Source organism: Pseudomonas wayambapalatensis, assembly GCF_049942315.1.
Taxonomy (GTDB): domain Bacteria; phylum Pseudomonadota; class Gammaproteobacteria; order Pseudomonadales; family Pseudomonadaceae; genus Aquipseudomonas; species Aquipseudomonas wayambapalatensis.
This window is the reverse complement of the sequence record NZ_JBNFMU010000197.1, coordinates 39,319-57,372: the sequence shown is the minus strand read 5'-3', so window position 1 is coordinate 57,372 and position 18,054 is coordinate 39,319. Positions and strand designations below refer to the sequence as shown.

The window sequence follows — 18,054 nt, the reverse complement described above, 5'->3', positions numbered from 1 at the left end:
CCGATGTGTAGTGAGTAAACGCAACAACACGCCCCTTCACCTCGACGCGCCTTGTTTGCACCAACGCTCCACCCGCACGCTGATGGTAAGCGTTAGCAACAGGGGGGGTTGATATGCCTTACGCAATACTGAGGACGAAAAAGCTGAAAACGATCGCCGGGGTTTTAGGATCGGGCCGGCACACGTTCCGAGAGATGCCAACGCCGAACTCCGATGGCGCGCCTGGCGTGCACATCTGTGGAGCAACGAACTCGGCTGAATTGGGTAGGGCAGTCCTGACTAGGCTTCCGATGAGGCGCCGAAGAGATGCAGTGCTCTGCATCGAATACTTGATCACCGCGAGCCCAGAAGCATTCAAGAGGCATGGCGGTACGATGCCCGACACTGGCGGGTACTTTGATCAAGCCATGATTTGGCTCAGCGCTCGTCATGGGGCCGAAAACATTGTTTGCGCGGAGCTGCACCTGGACGAGAGGACTCCGCACCTGGTTGCTTACATCACGCCTCTAACCCAGGACGGGCGTTTGTCGGCTCGTGATTTCCTTGGAGGCCCGGCAGCGCTGCGCAGAATGCAGACCGACTTCCATGAGCAGTGTGGTAAGCCATTTGGGCTCGCCCGGGGCATTGAGGGTTCGAAAGCAACTCACCAGGCGGTCAGTGCCTATTACCAAGCGCTTCAATCCAGCCCGTCAATGATTAGCCGTTCAGACATGCTTGCTGCTGCATTTGGTATCCAGACTCCCAAATTCAAGTCGTACCTTTCGGCAATCAGATCCATAACAGCCCTAACCGAGTTGCAACAATCAGCAACTGAATCAATCCAAGCTCGAAACATTGCCCTGACCCGCAAGGCTGATGAGCTTCACGCTCGTGAGCTTGCCCTTGAAAGCTTGGAGCTCTCGCTTGAGAAGCGAGCAGACCAACTTGATAGAATCGATCGCGAGCTAGAGATGGCCCTATACAGAGCAGCAAGCGAAAGAGCGCGCGCCGACAAGCTATCTAGTCAACTGGCCGCTCTGAAGGCTCTATCGACTGATCACTATGCTTTGACGCGGAGAGACGGATTTGATCAATGAGCTTCATTTCTTGACATCCGCACTAGCCCCTGCCTCGCGCGCGCGCGCGTTTGGGGGCTCAATATGACCAGGCGAAAGGCACCAGTGAAGCACATCGATTGGTTCCAGGTGATCACTGCGCTATCCCGCAAAGGTTACTCCATGCAAGCCCTGGCAGATGAGCTGATGGTGGCGCGTACCACCCTCATCGGTTGGCGCCAAGGTGCAGAACCGCCCCATTCGGGTGGCGATCGCCTGTTGACCCTGTGGAGCCATGCAACCGGCCTGGAGCGCACACGGGTGCCAACTGTGACCATTGATGACTGGTGGGCCTATCACGCCAAGTGACAGTTAGCCGTCTCGAACCATCGCTAGTTAGCAAGGCCGGGGGGAGGTACCCTGCCTGCGCAATGACAAGGAGCATAGTTATGACCACAGAGATAATTTCGATGGGGCAAGCGGCCTCAATCATTGGCTTCATCACTGCCGTATTTGTCCTGTATCGGATACTGGTGCAGAAGAAGGATGCCGTGATCCAGCTGCTGAAGGAGCGGATTGCAGAGAAGGATGAGCAGATCGCCAAGCTAAAGGATCAGAGTCCAGATTCCTTGGCAGCAGCGCTCTCGGATCGGATCAAAATCTCCCTGGAGGAGATCTCCCGCCTGAGGAGTGATGGAGCTACCCATGAGAGGCAGATCGAATCCAAGGAAAACGAGCTTGCAGAAATCCAAGCCAAGCTGGCCTCTCTCTCCGAGTTGATTCGTGAAAGCGACCTGGTATGCCCGAAATGTGGGGATCCACTAGCCGGCCGCCAGGTACAAACGATCTATGGAGGTAGGGATGGTGAACAGGAGGCGGACATCGTGATCAATAACTACGAGTGCGGGTACTCGATCGCAGACGATGGCAAAGAGCTGTCCCGCTGTGAGCATCAGCTCACAACCTAGGCACATCGGGGCTGCTCTGGAAGGCTCTGAACCGCCTGGGTAAGAAGCCACGAAGGCAAATGTGAGTACATTTGTGAGTAGAACGATAATCAAACAAACATAAAACACTTATAAATCATTAGCTTACGAAAGATATTCGAGTCTCCCTCGGGCACCAAGATCCAGAAAAAACCGACCTTATGGTCGGTTTTTTTGTGGCCGGGATTCAGGGCCTGAAAGCGGTAAGCGTCAGCGGAAATCGCCCTCTTCTCATCTCGCCCTGGTCGTAGTGGGCATATCGGGGCGGCGAACCGCGACGAACACTGGCAATGCCGATGCCACCCAGACAGTCAGTGGCTTCGCGGGTAAATCCTTTAGTGATTTACGTGCCAACTCGGAAACTGTTTGTGGGCTGCCTAGACGGCAGTGAACCTACACCCACGCCGATCCTGGCGAGGTTGAGCTTTCTGAGCTGCCTACACGGCAGTGAACACTTCGGCGCGCTCGGCTCTGCGCTGGCGGATATTTCTGAGCTGCCTACACGGCAGTGAACATGCTGCGCCATCGCTGGGACGATGCCAGGGATTTCTGAGCTGCCTACACGGCAGTGAACCCGCAAGTCAGCAGTAGCCAGCCGATCAAGCATTTCTGAGCTGCCTACACGGCAGCTCAGAAAAAAATCGACGACTCCCTTCTCTATTCCAAGAAGTTCACTGCCGTGTAGGCAGCTCAGAAATCATGCAGGTCGTTGTACAGCTGGGTGAAAGCGTTCACTGCCGTGTAGGCAGCTCAGAAAGACGCCCAACAGGTGAATCCCTGCAACTGTCCGTTCACTGCCGCGTAGGCAGTTCAGGAAAGGCAAAAAAATACCGCCAGGCGGCGGTTGTCTGTTCACTGCCGTGCAGGCAGCTCAGAAACAAGCCCAGCCCCGCACTGGGCCGAGGCCGTAGTTCACTGCCGCGTAGGCAGCTCAACAAAATAGTCGTAGCGAAACTACTTCTGGTTACTCGCCGAGGATGGCACGAACTACACCGTGCTCGCGGCGTTTCGACAAGCCCGTGGCTGCAAGGAGTCGTATCGCAGCCTTTAACGTCGGCTCAGTGCCAAACGTGCAGCGAACAGTACAAAGACCATACCTGTTACTCGATCCATCCATTTGATGAGGTTTCCTTTGCGCAGGATGCCTGCAAAGGATTGTGTCGCACTGATCAACCCCACCGCCCAGATCAACCCCAGCAGCACATGAATGCCCACAAGCCCGAAGGTCCATGCAATCAATGGCTGGCTTTGCGGAATGAATTGCGGCAGGAACGACACGTAGAAAATGCCGACTTTGGGATTGAGCAGATTGCCCATCATGCCCTTGAGAAACCAGTTCGCTGCCGGTCTCCCCTCAGCCTCGGCAGGCGCCAGCGACTGGCGTGGGCGCAGGAGCATGTTCACGCCCAACCATGCCAGATAGGCAGCGCCACAGTACTTGAGGATGTCGTACGCCAGCTCGGAGACGGCGATCAATGCGCCAAGGCCGAAGGCGACCGCCGCGCCCCAAAGCAGGCAACCGGCGTTGATGCCCAGGGCCGCGCGCAGTCCCTGCTTGCGTCCTTCGACGGCGGAGGTTCTGAGGATCAGGGCGGTGTCGAGGCCGGGGGTTATCGTCAGCAGGGTAGCCGCGAGCGTGAAGGCAATCAGATTGTCGGCGATGGACATGGGGGCTCTACCTGACGGGAAGTTGCCCTAGATTAGCTTGGGCGCAGCTTTTTTCGTTGTGGATAAGTGGCTCGATTTTCAGTTTTTCCCCATTCCCTGTAGTCCGTTTCCCAAACATACTCTCGGCCGCCTAAAGCCGTTGCGGTGCCATGGGGCGCGTTCTAGTCTCGCCCGGTCGTTGCTCATCAACGACCGGCTATGACAGGCCGAATCAGCATTGCAACTCACACGGCTTCGCTTTTATGGCGGCTGTAGGTGGGGCACCTTCGGGTGCGCCGGGTTTCCTTGCTGACCGGTCTGTCAACCTGCTTACAGCTGCCACCCTCTTGTTTGACAGCAATGGTGGTTGTCCCTTCATCAGCGAGGAGTTCACCATGTTAAAGATCGTCCCCGATCCCCCTTTCTCCCACGAAAATCCCCACGCCCTCGAAGACCTCGTCCTCCAAATCATCGAACACCTCACCTGCGCCCTAGCCATCACCCATCACAGCACCGCCCTCACCCTCGGCTCCCCCGCCCAGCCCCTGACCATCGCCACCGCCCACGAAGTCGATGCCGCACTGACGCTGGCGGAAACCGCACTGAGCAGGATCCAGGTCCGTCACTGAAGGAGCATCGGAGATGAGCGATACCACTGCAGGCGTCACCGGGTTCGGTTACGGCGATGGCGACAAGCCGCTGTTCCGGGTCGAGCCCGGACATGATTCGAAACTGGCAATGGAACAGGCCTCGGCGATGATGGCCTGCGCCAAGCGCATGACCTTGCTCGCCTCCACCGACGGCGAGGCCGACCTGGGCTGGGCAGCGCACTTGCTGTGCGACATGGTCAAGGCGGTGATGGATGACGTGGAGATAGGGCGCGGACGGGAAAGCCGCTAGGTCAGAGCCGCATTGTCGATAGGTGGGGCTGCACGTAGCCCCGGCCTATTGAGTCGCATCGGCTACACAGGCTGTGATTCAGTCGCTTGGGCGAACCGCTGGCTTCGCACCAGCAGTACCAAACTCCACACTTTAACGGCTTCCGTGACAACTCCCAGTAGAAAAAGCAGCCAGGGTGCTGGCGTAACAAGGACGTTGGGCCATAGGAAGGCGATAGGTATCGAGGGAAGCAGGATCATTCGAAATGGCGCCTGGGCCAGGCCGACATAGGCCGCAGCACGCACGCCTTTGATAAACAGCAAACCACTGGCGACTACCGAGAGATGCACCGCTACGCCTGTAAGGCCGATAAACAATGCCAACTCACCATGCTCGCGTGACAAGGCCACAATGCTTTGCAGATCATCCCAAAATGGAATCCGACCACGGCGAATACTGGCGACTGCGTAGAGCACGATGATGAGCGCATCCATCGCGCCCCAGCATAATTGGATGAATCGCTGAAGCCGATCATTCATCAGGGCCAAAAGCTTCTCCTTTTTTTTCCACACCCACCATCAAGACTCAGCCCAGAATCCTCTGTGCGCTGGTCGCATTGCGCGCCAGCTCCAACACTTTGCCTTGCAGAAAGTCCGCGTAGTACTCCTTCAACTCATCGGCCCAACCAGCAACCAGGTCAAGGATACCTTCCGCCTCATCCTGCGCGAGCCCGAAGTGCTGCCGTTGGCTAAGCAGATTCGCGCGTGACAACCGCGCCCCATCCAGCCCGACGCTCATGGACAGATATTTCGCAGGCCCCTCATCCAGGATCGGCAGCACGTCGTACATGGGCGAAAGTCGCCATCCATCGTTGATGAAAATGACGGCGTGATTGCGAGGATGGTCGTCTGCGTTGCCGACCAGGGCGTTATAGGCCATGCGCATGTACAGCTCACGCAGATCCTGATCCGGCACGCCACGACGATGCATTTCGTTGGCCAGGCGAGCGTACGAACGGGCCTGGAGATCCAGCAGCGTCCAATCCGTCTTCAGCAAGGTCAGGCCACTGAGCATCGGGACTCGCCGGAAGACGCCGTCCATGTACCGACGATCAAAGCGCTCTACCAGCAAGGTCGGCCCCTTTCCATCCAGGTACAGCGAGGTGTTGGCGACGCGCATGCCTTTCATGGCGGCGAAGGTCATGCAGGCATGCTCTACCGGCGCCAGCTCATATTGGTCATAGCGATCATGCGGCTTGGCCAGAATGAGTTTTCCGTCACCCTGGAACGTACGCTTTGGACGGGCGCCTCCAGCAGATGAGCGCTGGTCTCGCACGCCCAAGGTTCTGGCAGTCTCTTCATCGATGTCCTGGTCGTAGACGACATCGCAGGCTTCGATGAACTTGTCCAACCCCGACAGCCGTGGCAGTGGCTTTTGGCCGACACCGACAGGTGGTTTTTTGTCGCGCCCGGTCATCAGGTTTCCCGCGCGATCGCTGTTGGGCGAATCGATCAGCAGGTCATAACGTGTGATCGGGTCACGCTTGAGGCGCTGGAGCAACCTCTCGCCCCAACCGTCTGGCAGGGCGTCGTCAATAAAGCCCGGAACCCCGTGGTTACTGGCGACGCTGAAGACTTGATCCGACAAGGGGTAGTGGAAAGGGTCGGGCACCCATACCTTCGAGTCCAGCACGGCGGGCGAATAGATGAACTCGCCAGGGCGGTTGCCACTCAAGGTCAGGCGCCCAAGCGTCAGAACCTCACCGGTCTGGGGGTGCTCCATGTAGATGTAGGCACTGGGCATCAGAAGTCCTCCGGCTTGGCCCGACGTCTGCGCGCTCGGCGGCCACTGGTCTCGTCCTTCAACTCAACGAAGGAGACTGAAGCGTCCTCCAGAGGACGGAAAACCTTGTCTGCGAGACCAAGGTTCCACAACACGAGCATCAACGATCTGACACTGACGGATGGATCACCACGTTCGATGCGACGCAGCATCTTCTCGGTAACGCCAAGTCTACTGACGACATCCAGTTGCCGGACACCCTGCTCCAGGCGCGCCGTTTTGACTAGAAGCCCTATACGCTGGAGGCTTGCGTCACAATCTACCGGAAAAAATCTTTCCATAAGCGGCCAAATATGTCCGACTAATTAAAATAAACGGACGATTAAATCCGTTTATCCATAGGGTTGGGTACGCCTAAGCATAGCTGAAGAGCCTGCTTATCGAGAACAATCGGATGATTGGCGTCCGTTTATTTTTGAGCTGCGCGGGTCAGAAGAGGTCGACCTGCTGAGCCAACTAAAAACCAACACATAGCAGCTATGGAATTGCTGGTGTTAGACCATCGCCCCATACCGCCCCGCCACCACAATCCGATTGCGCCCCGCACTCTTGGCCTGGTACAGCGCCATATCCGCCTCATGCAACCAGGCCTCGGCGCTCTGAAGATGCCCGCCAAAAGGCGCGATGCCGATGCTCAGGCTCAACCCCTGCTCCGGCAATTCAGGATGGCGATAACACTCCACCGCCTCGCGCAGCCGCTCGAGCACTTCTTCGGCCTGCGCCACGCTGACGCCGGGCAGCATCACGCAGAACTCGTCACCGCCATAGCGCGCCACCGGGTCGCTCTTGCGCAGGTGGGTCGGCAGGAACGCGCTGAGGGTGCGCAGGATGTCGTCGCCCATCAGGTGGCCGTGACGGTCGTTGATCTGCTTGAAATGGTCGATGTCGATCAGCGCCAGCACATTGGCCTGATTGTCGCGGCGGCAACGCTGGAATTCGCGCAGCAGCAGGTCTTTCCAGGCGCCGTGGTTGATCAGGCCGGTGAGGCTGTCGGTCTGGCTCAGGCGCGCCAGGGTGCGTTTGTGCTGGGCGAGCTGGACGGTGACTTGATAGCAGATCAGGCCGATGGCCATGGGGTAGATCAGCAGGATCGGCAGGCACGCAAGCATCTGTGCCTGGCTGGTAGGCGGGAATAGCGGTGGCGCGTACAACCAGAGCCCCAGGCCAATGCCCAGCGCCTGGGCGAGGAAGGTCTTGCCGAGCATGTGCCAGCCGCCAGCAGCGATCTTGTCCATGGCGATCATCGACAGGATGATCACGCTCGGCAGCGGGTTGAGCCCCATGACACCAGCCCAGCAGCCTCCTGCAAAGCCATCGAACACCAGGTTGCGCTGCTCGGCGCGAAAGGGCTGCTTCGACAACCGGGCCAGCTGATAAGCGACGTGCGGCCAGACGAAGCCGTGCAGCGCGAGCAAGGCCCAGGTCCACCAGGCCGGCTGCAGCGGCCAGATGCCGATCAGCACACAGAAGAACCCCAGCCCGGTGCCAATGGCGCGGGGTGGGTACATGCGTTTGGCGAAGGAAAGACCCTTACCCGTTCGCTCGATCATCGAGGGCTCACCGAAAAAATGGACTGTCCTTGAATGCACCGGACAGGCAGCCAGGCGGGAAAATGCCCTGGGGGTCGGCGTTCGAGCATTGTGCCACTATCGAAAACAGGACTTCAAACGTGCTGGACGAAATACACTAACCGTCGGGTTAATTCCGTCTCGACCTCGCGAGAAACACGTCCAGTAACATCCAGTCCACCGAACCTTGCCCCGCCCCCGACGTCGGATCCTTCATCCGCTCCACGAAGAGATCCCTGCGTGAAAAACTACCTCGTGCGCAAGTACCGCCTGGTCCTCAAGACCTTCAACTACATCGGCTGGTCGCTGCTGTGGCTGCTGGTGTGGGACATCCTGGTCACCATCGACTTCATGCTGTTCTTCAACAGCAAGTTCAGCCTGCCGCTGATCCCGCTGACGCTATTGGGTTCGGCGCTGGTGGTGCTGGTGAGCTTTCGCAACAGCAGTGCCTACAACCGCTGGTGGGAGGCGCGCACGCTGTGGGGGGCGATGGTGAACAGTTCACGCAGCTTTGCGCGGCAGGTGCTGACGCTGGTAGACGATCCAGATGACGGGCTCAACCCGGTCAAGGCGACCTTGCTGCGTCGGCATGTGGCCTATGTGAACTGCCTGGCAGCGAACCTGAAGAACGAGCCGTGCCCGCCGGAGCTGATGGCGTTCATCCCGCATCACGAGTTCGAGCGGCGCAATGGTTCGAACAACTTCGCCAACGACATCCTCGCCGGCTCCGCCGCCTTGCTGGCACGCGAATACAAGGCCGGGCGGCTGGACAGCATTCGCCTGGCGCGGCTGGAGTCGACGCTGGTGGACCTGTCCAACGCCCAGGGCGGGATGGAGCGGATCGCCAATACGCCACTGCCCTACCCTTACGTGTATTTTCCGCGGTTGTTCATCACGCTGTTCTGCGTGATCGTGCCGATCGGGCTGGTGGAGTCGCTGGAGTGGTTCACGCCGCTGGCTTCGACGGTGGTGGGCTTCATGCTGCTGGCGATCGAGCGGATCGGCACCGACCTGCAGAGCCCGTTTCGACGCAGCGAGCACCAGATTCCGATGGACACGATCTGCGAGGCCATCGAACGGAACCTGGAGTCGATGCAGCGTGAGGCGCAGTGTGGGGAATGGGTGGATTGAGGTCGATGTGTGGGAGCGGGCTTGTCCCGCGATCACCGGCAAAGCCGGTGCCATCCCCACAGTAGCCAGCGAATCGCCACGCTTACGGAGAGTGCTCAGGCCCGCACATAGCGCTGGCGCAGCACATCGCTGAAGGCATCCACCAGCAACACCAGCACCAGCATGCCGATGATCACCGTGCTGGCCTGGGCTTCCTGGAACAGGCTGAGGGTGGTGTAGAGCATCTGCCCCAACCCGCCCGCACCAACGAAGCCCAGCACACTGGCCATGCGGATATTGTTCTCCCAGCGATACAGGCTGTAGGCCAGCAACTGCGGCCACAGATTGGGCAAGGTGCCGAAGCAGAACGCTGCGACCTGGCTGCCGCCCTGCAAGCGGATCGCCGCCGCCGGCTCTGCGGGCGCGTTCTCCAGCGCCTCGGCGAACAGGCGCCCCAGCACGCCTGCCGTGTGCAGTGCCAGGGCCAGGGTGCCGGCATTGGGCCCGAGCCCGGCTGCCAGCACGGTCAAGGCCGCCCACACCAGCTCAGGGATAGCCCGCAGGGCATTGAGCAGCAAGCGCGCCGCCCCCTGCAGCGGCCAGCCGAAGCGCCCGGCCGCGGGCAATGCCAGTAGCAGGCCAAGCACCATCGCCAGCAAGGTGCCCAGCCCCGACATCGCCAGGGTTTCCAATGCACCACGGCCCACGGCACGCAGATGCTCGGGGGACAGGTCGGGGCTCAGGAAGCGCGAGGCGTACTCGCCCATCTGCGCCAATCCACCATTGCCGACGACGGCCGCAAGGTCGAGTTCCAGGTAGGCGAACGACGCCACCACCGCCGCGACGATGGCGACGATCACCAGCAGGTTGATCGCCCGGTTCATGCCAGCCTCCCGCGCAACACGCGGCTCAACACATCGGCCAGGGTCACCAGTACGAGAAACGCCAGCAGCATGCTCGCCACCTCGGCGCCAGCGAACATGCGCATCGACAGGTCGATCTGCTGCCCCAGGCCGCCAGCACCGACAAAGCCCATCACCACCGAAGCCCGCACCGCGCATTCCCAGCGATAGACCGTGTAGGACACCACCTCCGCCGCCGCCACCGGCAGGATGCCATAGCAGAACGCACTCAGCCGTCCGCTGCCGGCCTGCATCAAGGCGTGGGCCGGGCGCTGGTCCACCGACTCGAAGATTTCGGCATAGACCTTGCCAAGCATGCCGCTGTAGGTGATGGCGATGGCCAGTACCCCCGCCGTCGGTCCCAGCCCCACGGCGCGCACGAACAACAACGCCCAGACGATCTCCGGCACGCTGCGCAGGAACACCAGCAGGCCGCGTACCGGCATGCGCACCAGCCGCGACCAAGGCCCGGGGCGACCCGCGCGGGATGCCGCCCTCAACGACAATGCCCGGCTGCCCAGCAGGCTGGCGGGGATGGCCAGCAGCAATGCCAGGGTCATGCCGGCAGTGGCCACGGCAAGCGTCTGCAGGGTGGCCTCGAACAGCAACGCCAGAAAGTCCCGGTCATGGGCCGGTGGCCAGAAGGCGCCAACGAAGCTTGCCATCTGTTGGCGGTTCTCGGCCTGCAACAGCACCCCGGGGTCGAGTTCGCTCAACTGCACGCCCGGCCACAACAGGGCCAGGCACAACAGCGTCAGCAACAGACGTGGCAACGCCGCAGGGTCGCGGGCATCGGTCTTCAGCATCGCGGGATCTGCACCGTCAGCGTCGGCCCCACGGTCGTTGGCGACGCCAGTTGCTCATTGGCGTAGAGGGCGTCGAGCAAGGCATCGGTCACCGCCACTGCCGGGCAATCGAACACCACGCGCCCTTCGCGGATGCCAATCACCCGGGGGAAATGCGCGAGCGCCAGCTCCACGGCATGCAGGCTGGCGACCAGTGTCACGCCATGGGTTTGCGCGTGGCGATTGAGCAGGGCCAGGCTGTGATCAGCCAGCACCGGGTCCATCGCCGAGACGGGTTCGTCGGCCAGCAGTACTTCAGGTTGTTGATACAGCGCCCGGGCGATACCCACCCTTTGCAACTGGCCACCGGACAACTGCCCGCACTGCACGAACAGCTTGTCGGCCAGCCCCAACTCCGCCAGCACCTGTCGCGCGCCCGGCACATCGCTGGGGTGCAGCAGATTGAGCAGGCCGCGCAAGGTGCCCCACTGGCCAAGGCGCCCGGCCAGGACGGCGGTGACCACCCGCTGGCGCGGCGGCAGCGGCGGCGCCTGGTGCACCAGCGCGACCCGCGCCCGCAGGCGCTGCCGCGCACCCGCCGACAATGCCCAGGGCTGTGCGCCAAGTAACTCCAGGTGCCCGGCGCCGGGCTGCACGGCCGTGGCCATCAGGTGCAGCAGGCTGGACTTGCCCGCTCCCGATGGCCCGATCACCGCCACCCGCTCGCCCTTGTCGATGCGCAGGCTCACGTCTTCGAGGGCGCGCACCTGACCATGCCGAAGCCCTGCCGCGTGCAGTTGAATACTCACTTGAGCAAGCCGGCCTCACGGGCAGCCTGTTCGGTGCCGGCGTAGTTTTCGGGTTTGGTTTCGATGAAGCGGCTGGCCGCTTGCAGGTCGAGGATCGCCTTGTGCTCAGGCTTGGCCGGGTCGAGGGCGAGGAAGGCTTGCTTGATCTTGTCTTTCAGGGCCGGGTCCATGTTGCCGCGCACGGTCCAGTTGTAATCGTAGTAGGTCGGCGTGGTGGCAAACACCTTCACCTTGCTGGTGTCGACCTTGCCCGCATCGACCAGCTTCTGCCAGACGCTGGCGTTGAGCACGCCGGCATCGACCTTACCCGCCTGAACCCAGGCCACGGTGGCGTCGTGCGCACCGGAATAGGCGACCCGACTGAAGTAGCCTTCAGGCTTGATGTTGTCTTGCTTGAGCATGAAATAGCGCGGCATCAGGCTGCCGGACGTCGAGGAGATCGAACCGAAGGCAAAAGTCTTGCCCTTCAGGTCGGCCAGGCTCTTCACGTCCGGGTTGGCGGTGATGAACTTGCTGGTGAACTGCGCATCCTGCTCACGCTGCACCAGCGGAGTGGCGGTCGGATCCTTCAGGTGCACCTGGACGAAGGTGAAGCCCCCCAGCCAGGCCAGGTCCAGGCGATTGCTGGCCAGCGACTCGACCACCGCCGGGTAGTCGGCGACCGGTACGAACTGCACCTTCATGCCCAGTTGCTGCTCGAGGTATTCACCCAGCGGCTTGAACTTGCGCAGCAGTTCGGTCGGCGCTTCGTCGGGAATAGCGCTGACCCGCAAAGTGTCGGCGGCCTGTGCGATGACGGCGCAGCAGGACAGCATGAGGCCGGCGGCGAGCGCCAAGGGGCGTTTGAGCATGGGAGTTCTCCGGTTCAATAGCGGGGAAAGTGCCGGCGACGCACCGACTGCGGGAATTATAAGAGCCGATGGCGCAAAGGCCAGCTTTGCTACAATCGCGCAACAATTGGACCCCGAGGTGCCTAATGAGCGAGCCGATTCGCCTGACCCAGTACAGCCACGGCGCAGGCTGTGGCTGCAAGATCTCCCCCAAGGTGCTGGATGTGATCCTTGCCGAAAGCGGCAGCCAGGCGCTGGACCCCAAGCTCTGGGTCGGCAACGCCTCGCGTGACGACGCTGCCGTGTACGCCCTGGACGACGAGCGCGGGGTGGTCTCGACCACCGACTTCTTCATGCCCATCGTCGACGATCCGTACGACTTCGGCCGTATCGCCGCGACCAACGCCATCAGCGACATCTACGCCATGGGCGGCGACCCGCTGATGGCCATCGCCATCCTCGGCTGGCCAGTCAACGTGTTGCCGCCTGAGGTTGCCCGCGAGGTGATCCGTGGTGGCCGTGCGGTCTGCGCCGAAGCGGGCATTCCACTGGCCGGCGGCCACTCCATCGATGCGCCCGAGCCAATCTTCGGCCTCGCGGTGACCGGCGTGGTCGGCAAGCGCAATCTCAAGCGCAACGACACCGCGACCGCCGGCTGCACGCTGTACCTGACCAAGCCACTGGGTATCGGCATCCTCACCACCGCCGAGAAAAAGTCCAAGCTGCGTGAACAGGACCAGGGCCTTGCGCGGGACTGGATGTGCACCCTGAACACACCCGGCAGCCGCTTCGGCAAGCTCGACGGGGTCAAGGCGATGACCGACGTGACCGGCTTCGGCCTGCTCGGCCATCTGGTCGAAGTCGCCGAAGGCAGCGGCCTGACCGCGCGCCTGCAGTTCGAGGCAGTACCGCGCCTGCCGGGTGTGGATCACTACCTGGCCGAGGGCTGCATTCCCGGCGGTACGCTGCGCAACCACGACAGCTATGGCCACAAGATCGGCACCCTGAGCGATGAGCAGAAGCACCTGCTGTGCGACCCGCAGACCAGTGGTGGCCTGCTGGTAGCCGTGAGTCCCGAGGGTGAGGCGGAGTTTCTGGGGGTCGCCGCTGAACTGGGCCTGGACCTGTCGCCGATCGGCACACTGGTCGAGCGACAGACCTACGCAGTCGAGGTGATTTGATGCGCCCCGACTGCACTGACTTCAAACAGCTGTTCCTCGACGATGCGCCGATGATGGACATGCGTGCACCGGTCGAGTTTGCCAAGGGTGCCTTCCCCAGCGCCATCAACCTGCCGCTGATGAACGACCAGGAGCGGCAGAAGGTTGGCACCTGCTACAAGCATCAGGGCCAAAGCGCAGCCATCGCCCTGGGCCACCAACTGGTCAGCGGCGCGGTCAAGCAGGCGCGCCTGGAAGCCTGGGCCGCATTCGCCCAGGCCAACCCCCAAGGGTATCTGTACTGTTTTCGTGGCGGCCTGCGCTCGCAGATCGTCCAGGGCTGGCTGAAAGACGTGGGCATCGACTATCCGCGGGTCAAAGGCGGCTACAAGGCCCTGCGGACCTTCCTGATGGACACCACCCAACAGGCAGTCGAGCAATGCGACTTCGTACTGCTGGGCGGCCTGACCGGCACCGGCAAGACCGACGTGCTGCTGCAACTGGACAACGTGCTCGACCTCGAAGGCCACGCCAACCACCGCGGCTCCAGCTTCGGCAAGCGCGCCACCGCGCAACCGGCACCGATCGACTTCGAGAACCGCCTGGCCATCGATGTGCTCAAGAAGCGGGCGCGGGGCGTGCAGCAGTTCGTGCTGGAGGACGAGGGGCGGATGGTCGGCAGCTGCTCGGTGCCGCTGGCGCTGTACCAAGGCATGCAGCAGTATCCGCTGGTGTGGCTGGAAGACAGTTTTGCCCATCGCGTCGAGCGCATCCTGCGCGACTACGTGATCAACCTGTGTGCCGAATTCGTTGCCCTGCATGGCGAAGAGGATGGGCGCCGCCTGTTTGCCGAGCGCCTGCGTCAGAGCATGGGCAATATCCACAAGCGTCTGGGTGGCGAACGCTTCCAGCGGCTGTATGAACTGCTGGAGCAGGCGCTGCAGGTGCAATTGCGCAGCGGTGAAGTGGACCTGCACCGAGGCTGGATCGAGGGTTTGCTCAACGAGTACTACGACCCGATGTATGCGTATCAGCGTGAGGCGAAGTCGGGCAGGATCGAGTTTGCCGGCGATGCGGTCGAGGTGCGGGAGTACCTGAAAGCACGGGCGCTGCGTCGGCGCTGATTGCCTCGCGGGGCATGGCACCGGCTTTGCCGGTGCGATACCTGGAGGAGCAACTGTCTTGCTCAAAATCTAAAGGCCAGCCCACCCCCCCTGTGGGAGCGGGCTTGTCGGGGCGCCGAACCGCCGCGAACACGGGCGTAGCCCGTGCCAGGCAGCGCGTTGTATTTTTCGCGGGCAAGCCCGCTCCTACAGGGTTCGAGACCATTCACTGCCCAGGGCTGAGAATCCGCTCCAGCTCCGCGGCGCGCTCGCGGGTCATGTCCAGTACGCACATGCCGCCTTCGAGTTGCGCCAGGGTCCCGCCGCTGGCCTGCACGTGGAACTTGCAGTTCTTGTCGCGGAAGCTGATCCAGTCGCGCTGCACTTCGCGCAGGCTTTTCTGCTGCGGCGCCTCGAGCTTGCCGAGCAACTGCTTGTAGACCCGGTTGAGGCGATCATCCTGCAACTTGGTTTCATCCTTGATGCAGGCACTCATCGCAACGGTGCTGGAGGCGTTGTCCATGCATTGGGTATAGGCGGGGGAGTTCTCGTCGGCCTGTGCCTGCGAGGCGAATACCAGCGCGGCAACGACGGCTGCCAGGGAATGCTTGAACATCGAAGAGAACCCTCTGATCGGAAAGATTGCCAGCCTAGCAGCAAGTACGCCGCAAGGCCCCTGTAACCCTGTGAAATCGGACCCGTCCTACGCAGGTGAATGCCAGCCCTGGCAGTGGCGATGGATCAGCTCGCGCAACCACTGATGCCCAGCATCGCCCTCGCGCCGGGCATGCCAGGCCTGGGCAAAGCTGAACGCGCTGATCGGCAGCGGCGGCTCGAAGACCCGCAGGGCCTTGTCTGGCGGGCTTGCTGCCAGACTGCGCCGGGCCACGGTCAGCACCAGGTCGGTCCCGGCCAGCACGGTCTGGGCCGCGCCCCAATGCGGCAGAGTAAGGGCAATGCGCCGACGGACACCAAGAGCCTTGAGTGCCTGGTCGATCTCGTTGTCGATGCCAGGACGTACCGCCACCAGTACATGCGGGCGCGCCAGCCAGGTGTCCAGAGTCAGGCCGCCACGTGCTGGCAGGCTGCTGCGATCGGCCACACAGACAAACGACTCCTCGAACAAGCCCTGCTCATGGACCTCCGAGGGCAACTCGGGAAACACCCCCAGGGCAAGATCCACTTCGCCATCGATCAACTGCCCGAGCATCGCCTCGCGGCTGCCCTGGGAGATGACCAGATCGATCTGCGGTGCCACGCTACGCAACTCGCGCATCAGCGCAGGGAGGACCACCTGGGCGCCGTAGTCGGACATCGCCAGGCGAAAGGTGCGGCGCGCCTTGCCCGGCTCGAACCCCGGGCTGCCCAGCAGCCCGTCGAGCTGCGCCAGCGCCTGCTGCAGCGGATCGCGCAGGGCCTGGGCGCGAGGGCTCAGTACCAGGCGGGCGCCACGGCGTACCAGCAGCGGGTCGGCGAAGATGTCGCGCAGCTGCGCCAGTGCGTGGCTCACCGCCGGCTGGCTGCGGTGCAAACGCAGCGCCGCGCGCGAGACGTGCTGCTCGCTGAGCAAGGCATGCAGGGTCAGGAGCAGGTTGAGATCGATGCGACGCAGGTCATCCATATGGCGAATACAGCCTGTGCAGAATTCGAATTTCCATCATTTAAGCGCATACAAGAGACTGGGCCAAGGTTATCCACAGGAGCTCACGCCATGCCCAACGTCTTTGCCTTGTCCGCCATCCTGCCCTTGCTCGTCGCCCTGCTCGCAGGAGCGGCGGTGCCTTTTCAGGCTGGCAGCAATGCTGCATTGGGGCGCTTGCTCGGGCACCCGTTGTGGGCGGCGGGGGTTTCGCTGCTGGTCAGCCTGATGATGCTGGTGCCAGCGCTGCTGTTGATGCGCGCGCCCATGCCACAGCTGCAGAACCTGGCCCAGGCACCCTGGTGGGCCTGGCTGGGGGGCGTCGCCGGGGTGATCTACATCACCGCCGCGTTGGTGCTGACGCCACGCCTGGGCGCGGCGGGGTTCATCGTCTGCGTGATCGCCGGGCAGGTGCTGTCGTCGTTGCTGATCGACCAGTTCGGCTTGATGGGCCTGCCGGAGAAACCCGTGAACCTGCCACGGCTGCTGGGGGTGGCGATGATCGTCGGGGGCATGCTGGTGGTGCAGTGGGGCACGGCGCGCAGCGCCTGAGGCCAGGGCTCTACAAGCTTTGTGCAGGCTCGGGCGGCATCAGCACCTGATCCACCTCGAAGCGCAGCGAGGGCATCTGCGTTGCGGCATACAGCATCACCCCGAGCGCCGCGATCAGGGCCACGTCCAGCCAGTGCCAACCTGGCATGTCGTCGGCCTTGCGGGCCTTCCAGCACCACCAGGCCTGGCCCGCGCAGAAGGTCAGGATCGACAGCGACCACAGGTAGAACCCGGCACCGAAACCTGTGACATCGTGGAACGCGTAGCTGCGGTTGTCGGGTAGCCGCTCGAGGCCAAGGCTGCTTGCGGCCAGGTACAGCGCGAGCAGACCGAACAGCAACGACAGTCGCCGCAAGCGCCGATGGCTCAGGACCGCCAGCGCCATCAGGGGGTTGGCGAACCACTGGTACAGCTCGAATGCCACGCCCCAGGGGCCGTAGAGCAGCATCTGCAAAGCGGGCATGTGCCGCCCGGCCCCCATCAGGACGCCGTCGAAACACAGGCCAAGCAGGTAAAGCAGCAGGCTGATACTGAGGTAGTAGGCTGGCAACCGAAGCTCCATCGGATCGGGCGAAACCCCGACCTTACCGCACCCGCGCCTCAGGCGACAGGCGGTTCCAGCAACAGCCCGTAAATCCCCGAGTCGGACAGCTCGCCCGCCACGCACCAGCGGGCGCGCAGCGTGCCTTCGAGGACGAAGCCCTGGCGCTCCAGGGTGCGCGCCGAGCCTTGGTTGCGCGGGTCGATCTCCGCCTCCAGGCGGCGCATGTGCAGGGTGTGGGCCAGATAGTCGATGAAGCAGGTCAGCGCCTCGTCCATGTAACCCCGACCTTGCACGGCCTTGGCCAGGCAATAGCCGATCTCGCCACGACGCGAATCGTCATCGAGATTGAACAACTGGACCATGCCGATCAGCTCGCCGTTGTCGCGCCGGTACATGCCGAGCTTGAGCAGGGTGCCGGCGGCATAGGCTTCACGGTCGGCGGCCAGGGCGCTTTCGGCCTCGGCCAGTTCTTGCCAGGGGGCATGGTGCCAAAAACGCATGACCTCCGGGTCGGCCATGATCGCCAGCCACTGCGCCGCATCGCCATGACGCATGGGGCGCAGTTGCAGGCGCGGGCTGTCCAGGCACAGGTCGCTGGGGAAACTGCGGGGGTGGGTCACGCCGGGACTCCTGTCCGACTTTGGGAAGATGACAGTCTAGCGTC

21 protein-coding genes are annotated in these 18,054 nt (G+C 62.3%); 9 read left to right on the top strand and 12 right to left on the bottom strand.

Translation table 11 applies throughout. From position 1 onward, the window contains the following. The first annotated feature begins 113 nt into the window (after window positions 1-113). The 3 genes from mobV (at window position 114) to ACPZMI_RS16085 (ending at window position 2,002) form a co-directional block, all read left to right on the top strand. Window positions 114-1,076 (top strand): MobV family relaxase, encoded by a 963-nt coding sequence (gene mobV / locus ACPZMI_RS16095; protein WP_426352629.1) that lies wholly within the window; start codon window positions 114-116, stop codon window positions 1,074-1,076. 141 nt (window positions 1,077-1,217) lie between these two features. Then, entirely contained in the window at window positions 1,218-1,403 is a 186-nt protein-coding gene (locus ACPZMI_RS16090; protein ID WP_196154559.1) for a hypothetical protein, read from the top strand. An 80-nt stretch (window positions 1,404-1,483) separates the two neighbouring features. Continuing rightward, window positions 1,484-2,002 carry a TMF family protein gene (locus ACPZMI_RS16085; protein ID WP_426352628.1) on the top strand — a complete coding sequence of 173 codons (519 nt, stop codon included), beginning with the start codon at window positions 1,484-1,486 and terminating at the stop codon, window positions 2,000-2,002. 1,065 nt (window positions 2,003-3,067) lie between these two features. Here ACPZMI_RS16085 and ACPZMI_RS16080 read toward each other — a convergent pair. Then, window positions 3,068-3,688 (bottom strand): LysE family translocator, encoded by a 621-nt coding sequence (locus ACPZMI_RS16080; protein WP_426352627.1) that lies wholly within the window; start codon window positions 3,686-3,688, stop codon window positions 3,068-3,070. Window positions 3,689-4,062: 374 nt separating this feature from the next. Between ACPZMI_RS16080 and ACPZMI_RS16075 the strand changes: the two genes are divergently transcribed. Continuing rightward, window positions 4,063-4,296, top strand: a complete 234-nt coding sequence (locus ACPZMI_RS16075) for a hypothetical protein (protein WP_411383230.1) — start codon at window positions 4,063-4,065, stop codon at window positions 4,294-4,296. A gap of 13 nt (window positions 4,297-4,309) precedes the next feature. Continuing rightward, complete coding sequence (locus ACPZMI_RS16070) at window positions 4,310-4,567, top strand: DUF3077 domain-containing protein (protein WP_054892538.1); 258 nt, start codon at window positions 4,310-4,312, stop codon at window positions 4,565-4,567. A 62-nt stretch (window positions 4,568-4,629) separates the two neighbouring features. On the opposite strand, the gene ACPZMI_RS16065 is transcribed toward ACPZMI_RS16070, so the two are convergent. From ACPZMI_RS16065 to ACPZMI_RS16055, 3 genes are all read right to left on the bottom strand, one after another. Further along, the gene (locus ACPZMI_RS16065) at window positions 4,630-5,094 is read right to left on the bottom strand and encodes a hypothetical protein (RefSeq protein ID WP_426352626.1); all 465 of its coding nucleotides are present in this window, start codon (window positions 5,092-5,094) and stop codon (window positions 4,630-4,632) included. A 37-nt stretch (window positions 5,095-5,131) separates the two neighbouring features. After that, window positions 5,132-6,349: a type II toxin-antitoxin system HipA family toxin gene (locus tag ACPZMI_RS16060; RefSeq protein ID WP_426352625.1), complete on the bottom strand. Its 1,218-nt coding sequence runs from the start codon at window positions 6,347-6,349 to the stop codon at window positions 5,132-5,134. Between the two features lie 533 nt (window positions 6,350-6,882). Beyond that, window positions 6,883-7,938 (bottom strand): diguanylate cyclase, encoded by a 1,056-nt coding sequence (locus ACPZMI_RS16055; RefSeq protein ID WP_186668268.1) that lies wholly within the window; start codon window positions 7,936-7,938, stop codon window positions 6,883-6,885. 258 nt (window positions 7,939-8,196) lie between these two features. Between ACPZMI_RS16055 and ACPZMI_RS16050 the strand changes: the two genes are divergently transcribed. Then, a complete protein-coding gene (locus ACPZMI_RS16050) occupies window positions 8,197-9,087 on the top strand; it encodes a bestrophin family protein (RefSeq protein ID WP_186721554.1) in 891 nt (296 codons plus the stop codon). A gap of 95 nt (window positions 9,088-9,182) precedes the next feature. Here ACPZMI_RS16050 and phnE read toward each other — a convergent pair whose 3' ends face one another. The 4 genes from phnE to ACPZMI_RS16030 are packed head-to-tail and all read right to left on the bottom strand — an operon-like array spanning window position 9,183 to window position 12,413. Continuing rightward, the gene (phnE, locus tag ACPZMI_RS16045; RefSeq protein ID WP_186708068.1) at window positions 9,183-9,950 is read right to left on the bottom strand and encodes a phosphonate ABC transporter, permease protein PhnE; all 768 of its coding nucleotides are present in this window, start codon (window positions 9,948-9,950) and stop codon (window positions 9,183-9,185) included. Next, window positions 9,947-10,774, bottom strand: coding sequence for a PhnE/PtxC family ABC transporter permease (locus ACPZMI_RS16040; RefSeq protein WP_186668275.1), 828 nt, complete (start codon window positions 10,772-10,774; stop codon window positions 9,947-9,949). The genes phnE and ACPZMI_RS16040 overlap by 4 nt, the downstream gene beginning before the upstream one ends. After that, complete coding sequence (locus tag ACPZMI_RS16035; protein WP_186668277.1) at window positions 10,768-11,562, bottom strand: phosphonate ABC transporter ATP-binding protein; 795 nt, start codon at window positions 11,560-11,562, stop codon at window positions 10,768-10,770. Before ACPZMI_RS16035 ends, ACPZMI_RS16040 begins: the two co-directional genes overlap by 7 nt. Beyond that, window positions 11,559-12,413: a putative selenate ABC transporter substrate-binding protein gene (locus ACPZMI_RS16030; protein WP_426352624.1), complete on the bottom strand. Its 855-nt coding sequence runs from the start codon at window positions 12,411-12,413 to the stop codon at window positions 11,559-11,561. Before ACPZMI_RS16030 ends, ACPZMI_RS16035 begins: the two co-directional genes overlap by 4 nt. 125 nt (window positions 12,414-12,538) lie before the next feature. On the opposite strand from ACPZMI_RS16030, the gene selD reads away from it, so the two are divergent. Both selD and mnmH read left to right on the top strand, forming a co-directional pair. Then, window positions 12,539-13,573, top strand: a complete 1,035-nt coding sequence (selD, locus tag ACPZMI_RS16025) for a selenide, water dikinase SelD (protein WP_186721550.1) — start codon at window positions 12,539-12,541, stop codon at window positions 13,571-13,573. Further along, a complete protein-coding gene (mnmH, locus tag ACPZMI_RS16020) occupies window positions 13,573-14,676 on the top strand; it encodes a tRNA 2-selenouridine(34) synthase MnmH (protein ID WP_426352623.1) in 1,104 nt (367 codons plus the stop codon). The genes selD and mnmH overlap by 1 nt, the downstream gene beginning before the upstream one ends. A gap of 205 nt (window positions 14,677-14,881) precedes the next feature. Here mnmH and ACPZMI_RS16015 read toward each other — a convergent pair whose 3' ends face one another. Both ACPZMI_RS16015 and ACPZMI_RS16010 read right to left on the bottom strand, forming a co-directional pair. Continuing rightward, window positions 14,882-15,271 (bottom strand): lysozyme inhibitor LprI family protein, encoded by a 390-nt coding sequence (locus ACPZMI_RS16015; RefSeq protein ID WP_186708077.1) that lies wholly within the window; start codon window positions 15,269-15,271, stop codon window positions 14,882-14,884. An 87-nt stretch (window positions 15,272-15,358) separates the two neighbouring features. Continuing rightward, entirely contained in the window at window positions 15,359-16,276 is a 918-nt protein-coding gene (locus ACPZMI_RS16010) for a LysR family transcriptional regulator (protein WP_426352622.1), read from the bottom strand. A 90-nt stretch (window positions 16,277-16,366) separates the two neighbouring features. On the opposite strand from ACPZMI_RS16010, the gene ACPZMI_RS16005 reads away from it, so the two are divergent. Then, a complete protein-coding gene (locus ACPZMI_RS16005; RefSeq protein WP_186668290.1) occupies window positions 16,367-16,846 on the top strand; it encodes a DMT family transporter in 480 nt (159 codons plus the stop codon). Between the two features lie 10 nt (window positions 16,847-16,856). Here ACPZMI_RS16005 and ACPZMI_RS16000 read toward each other — a convergent pair whose 3' ends face one another. Both ACPZMI_RS16000 and ACPZMI_RS15995 read right to left on the bottom strand, forming a co-directional pair. Then, the gene (locus ACPZMI_RS16000; RefSeq protein WP_186668292.1) at window positions 16,857-17,396 is read right to left on the bottom strand and encodes a hypothetical protein; all 540 of its coding nucleotides are present in this window, start codon (window positions 17,394-17,396) and stop codon (window positions 16,857-16,859) included. Between the two features lie 50 nt (window positions 17,397-17,446). Continuing rightward, window positions 17,447-18,010, bottom strand: a complete 564-nt coding sequence (locus ACPZMI_RS15995; protein ID WP_186668294.1) for a GNAT family N-acetyltransferase — start codon at window positions 18,008-18,010, stop codon at window positions 17,447-17,449. Window positions 18,011-18,054 lie beyond the last annotated feature (44 nt).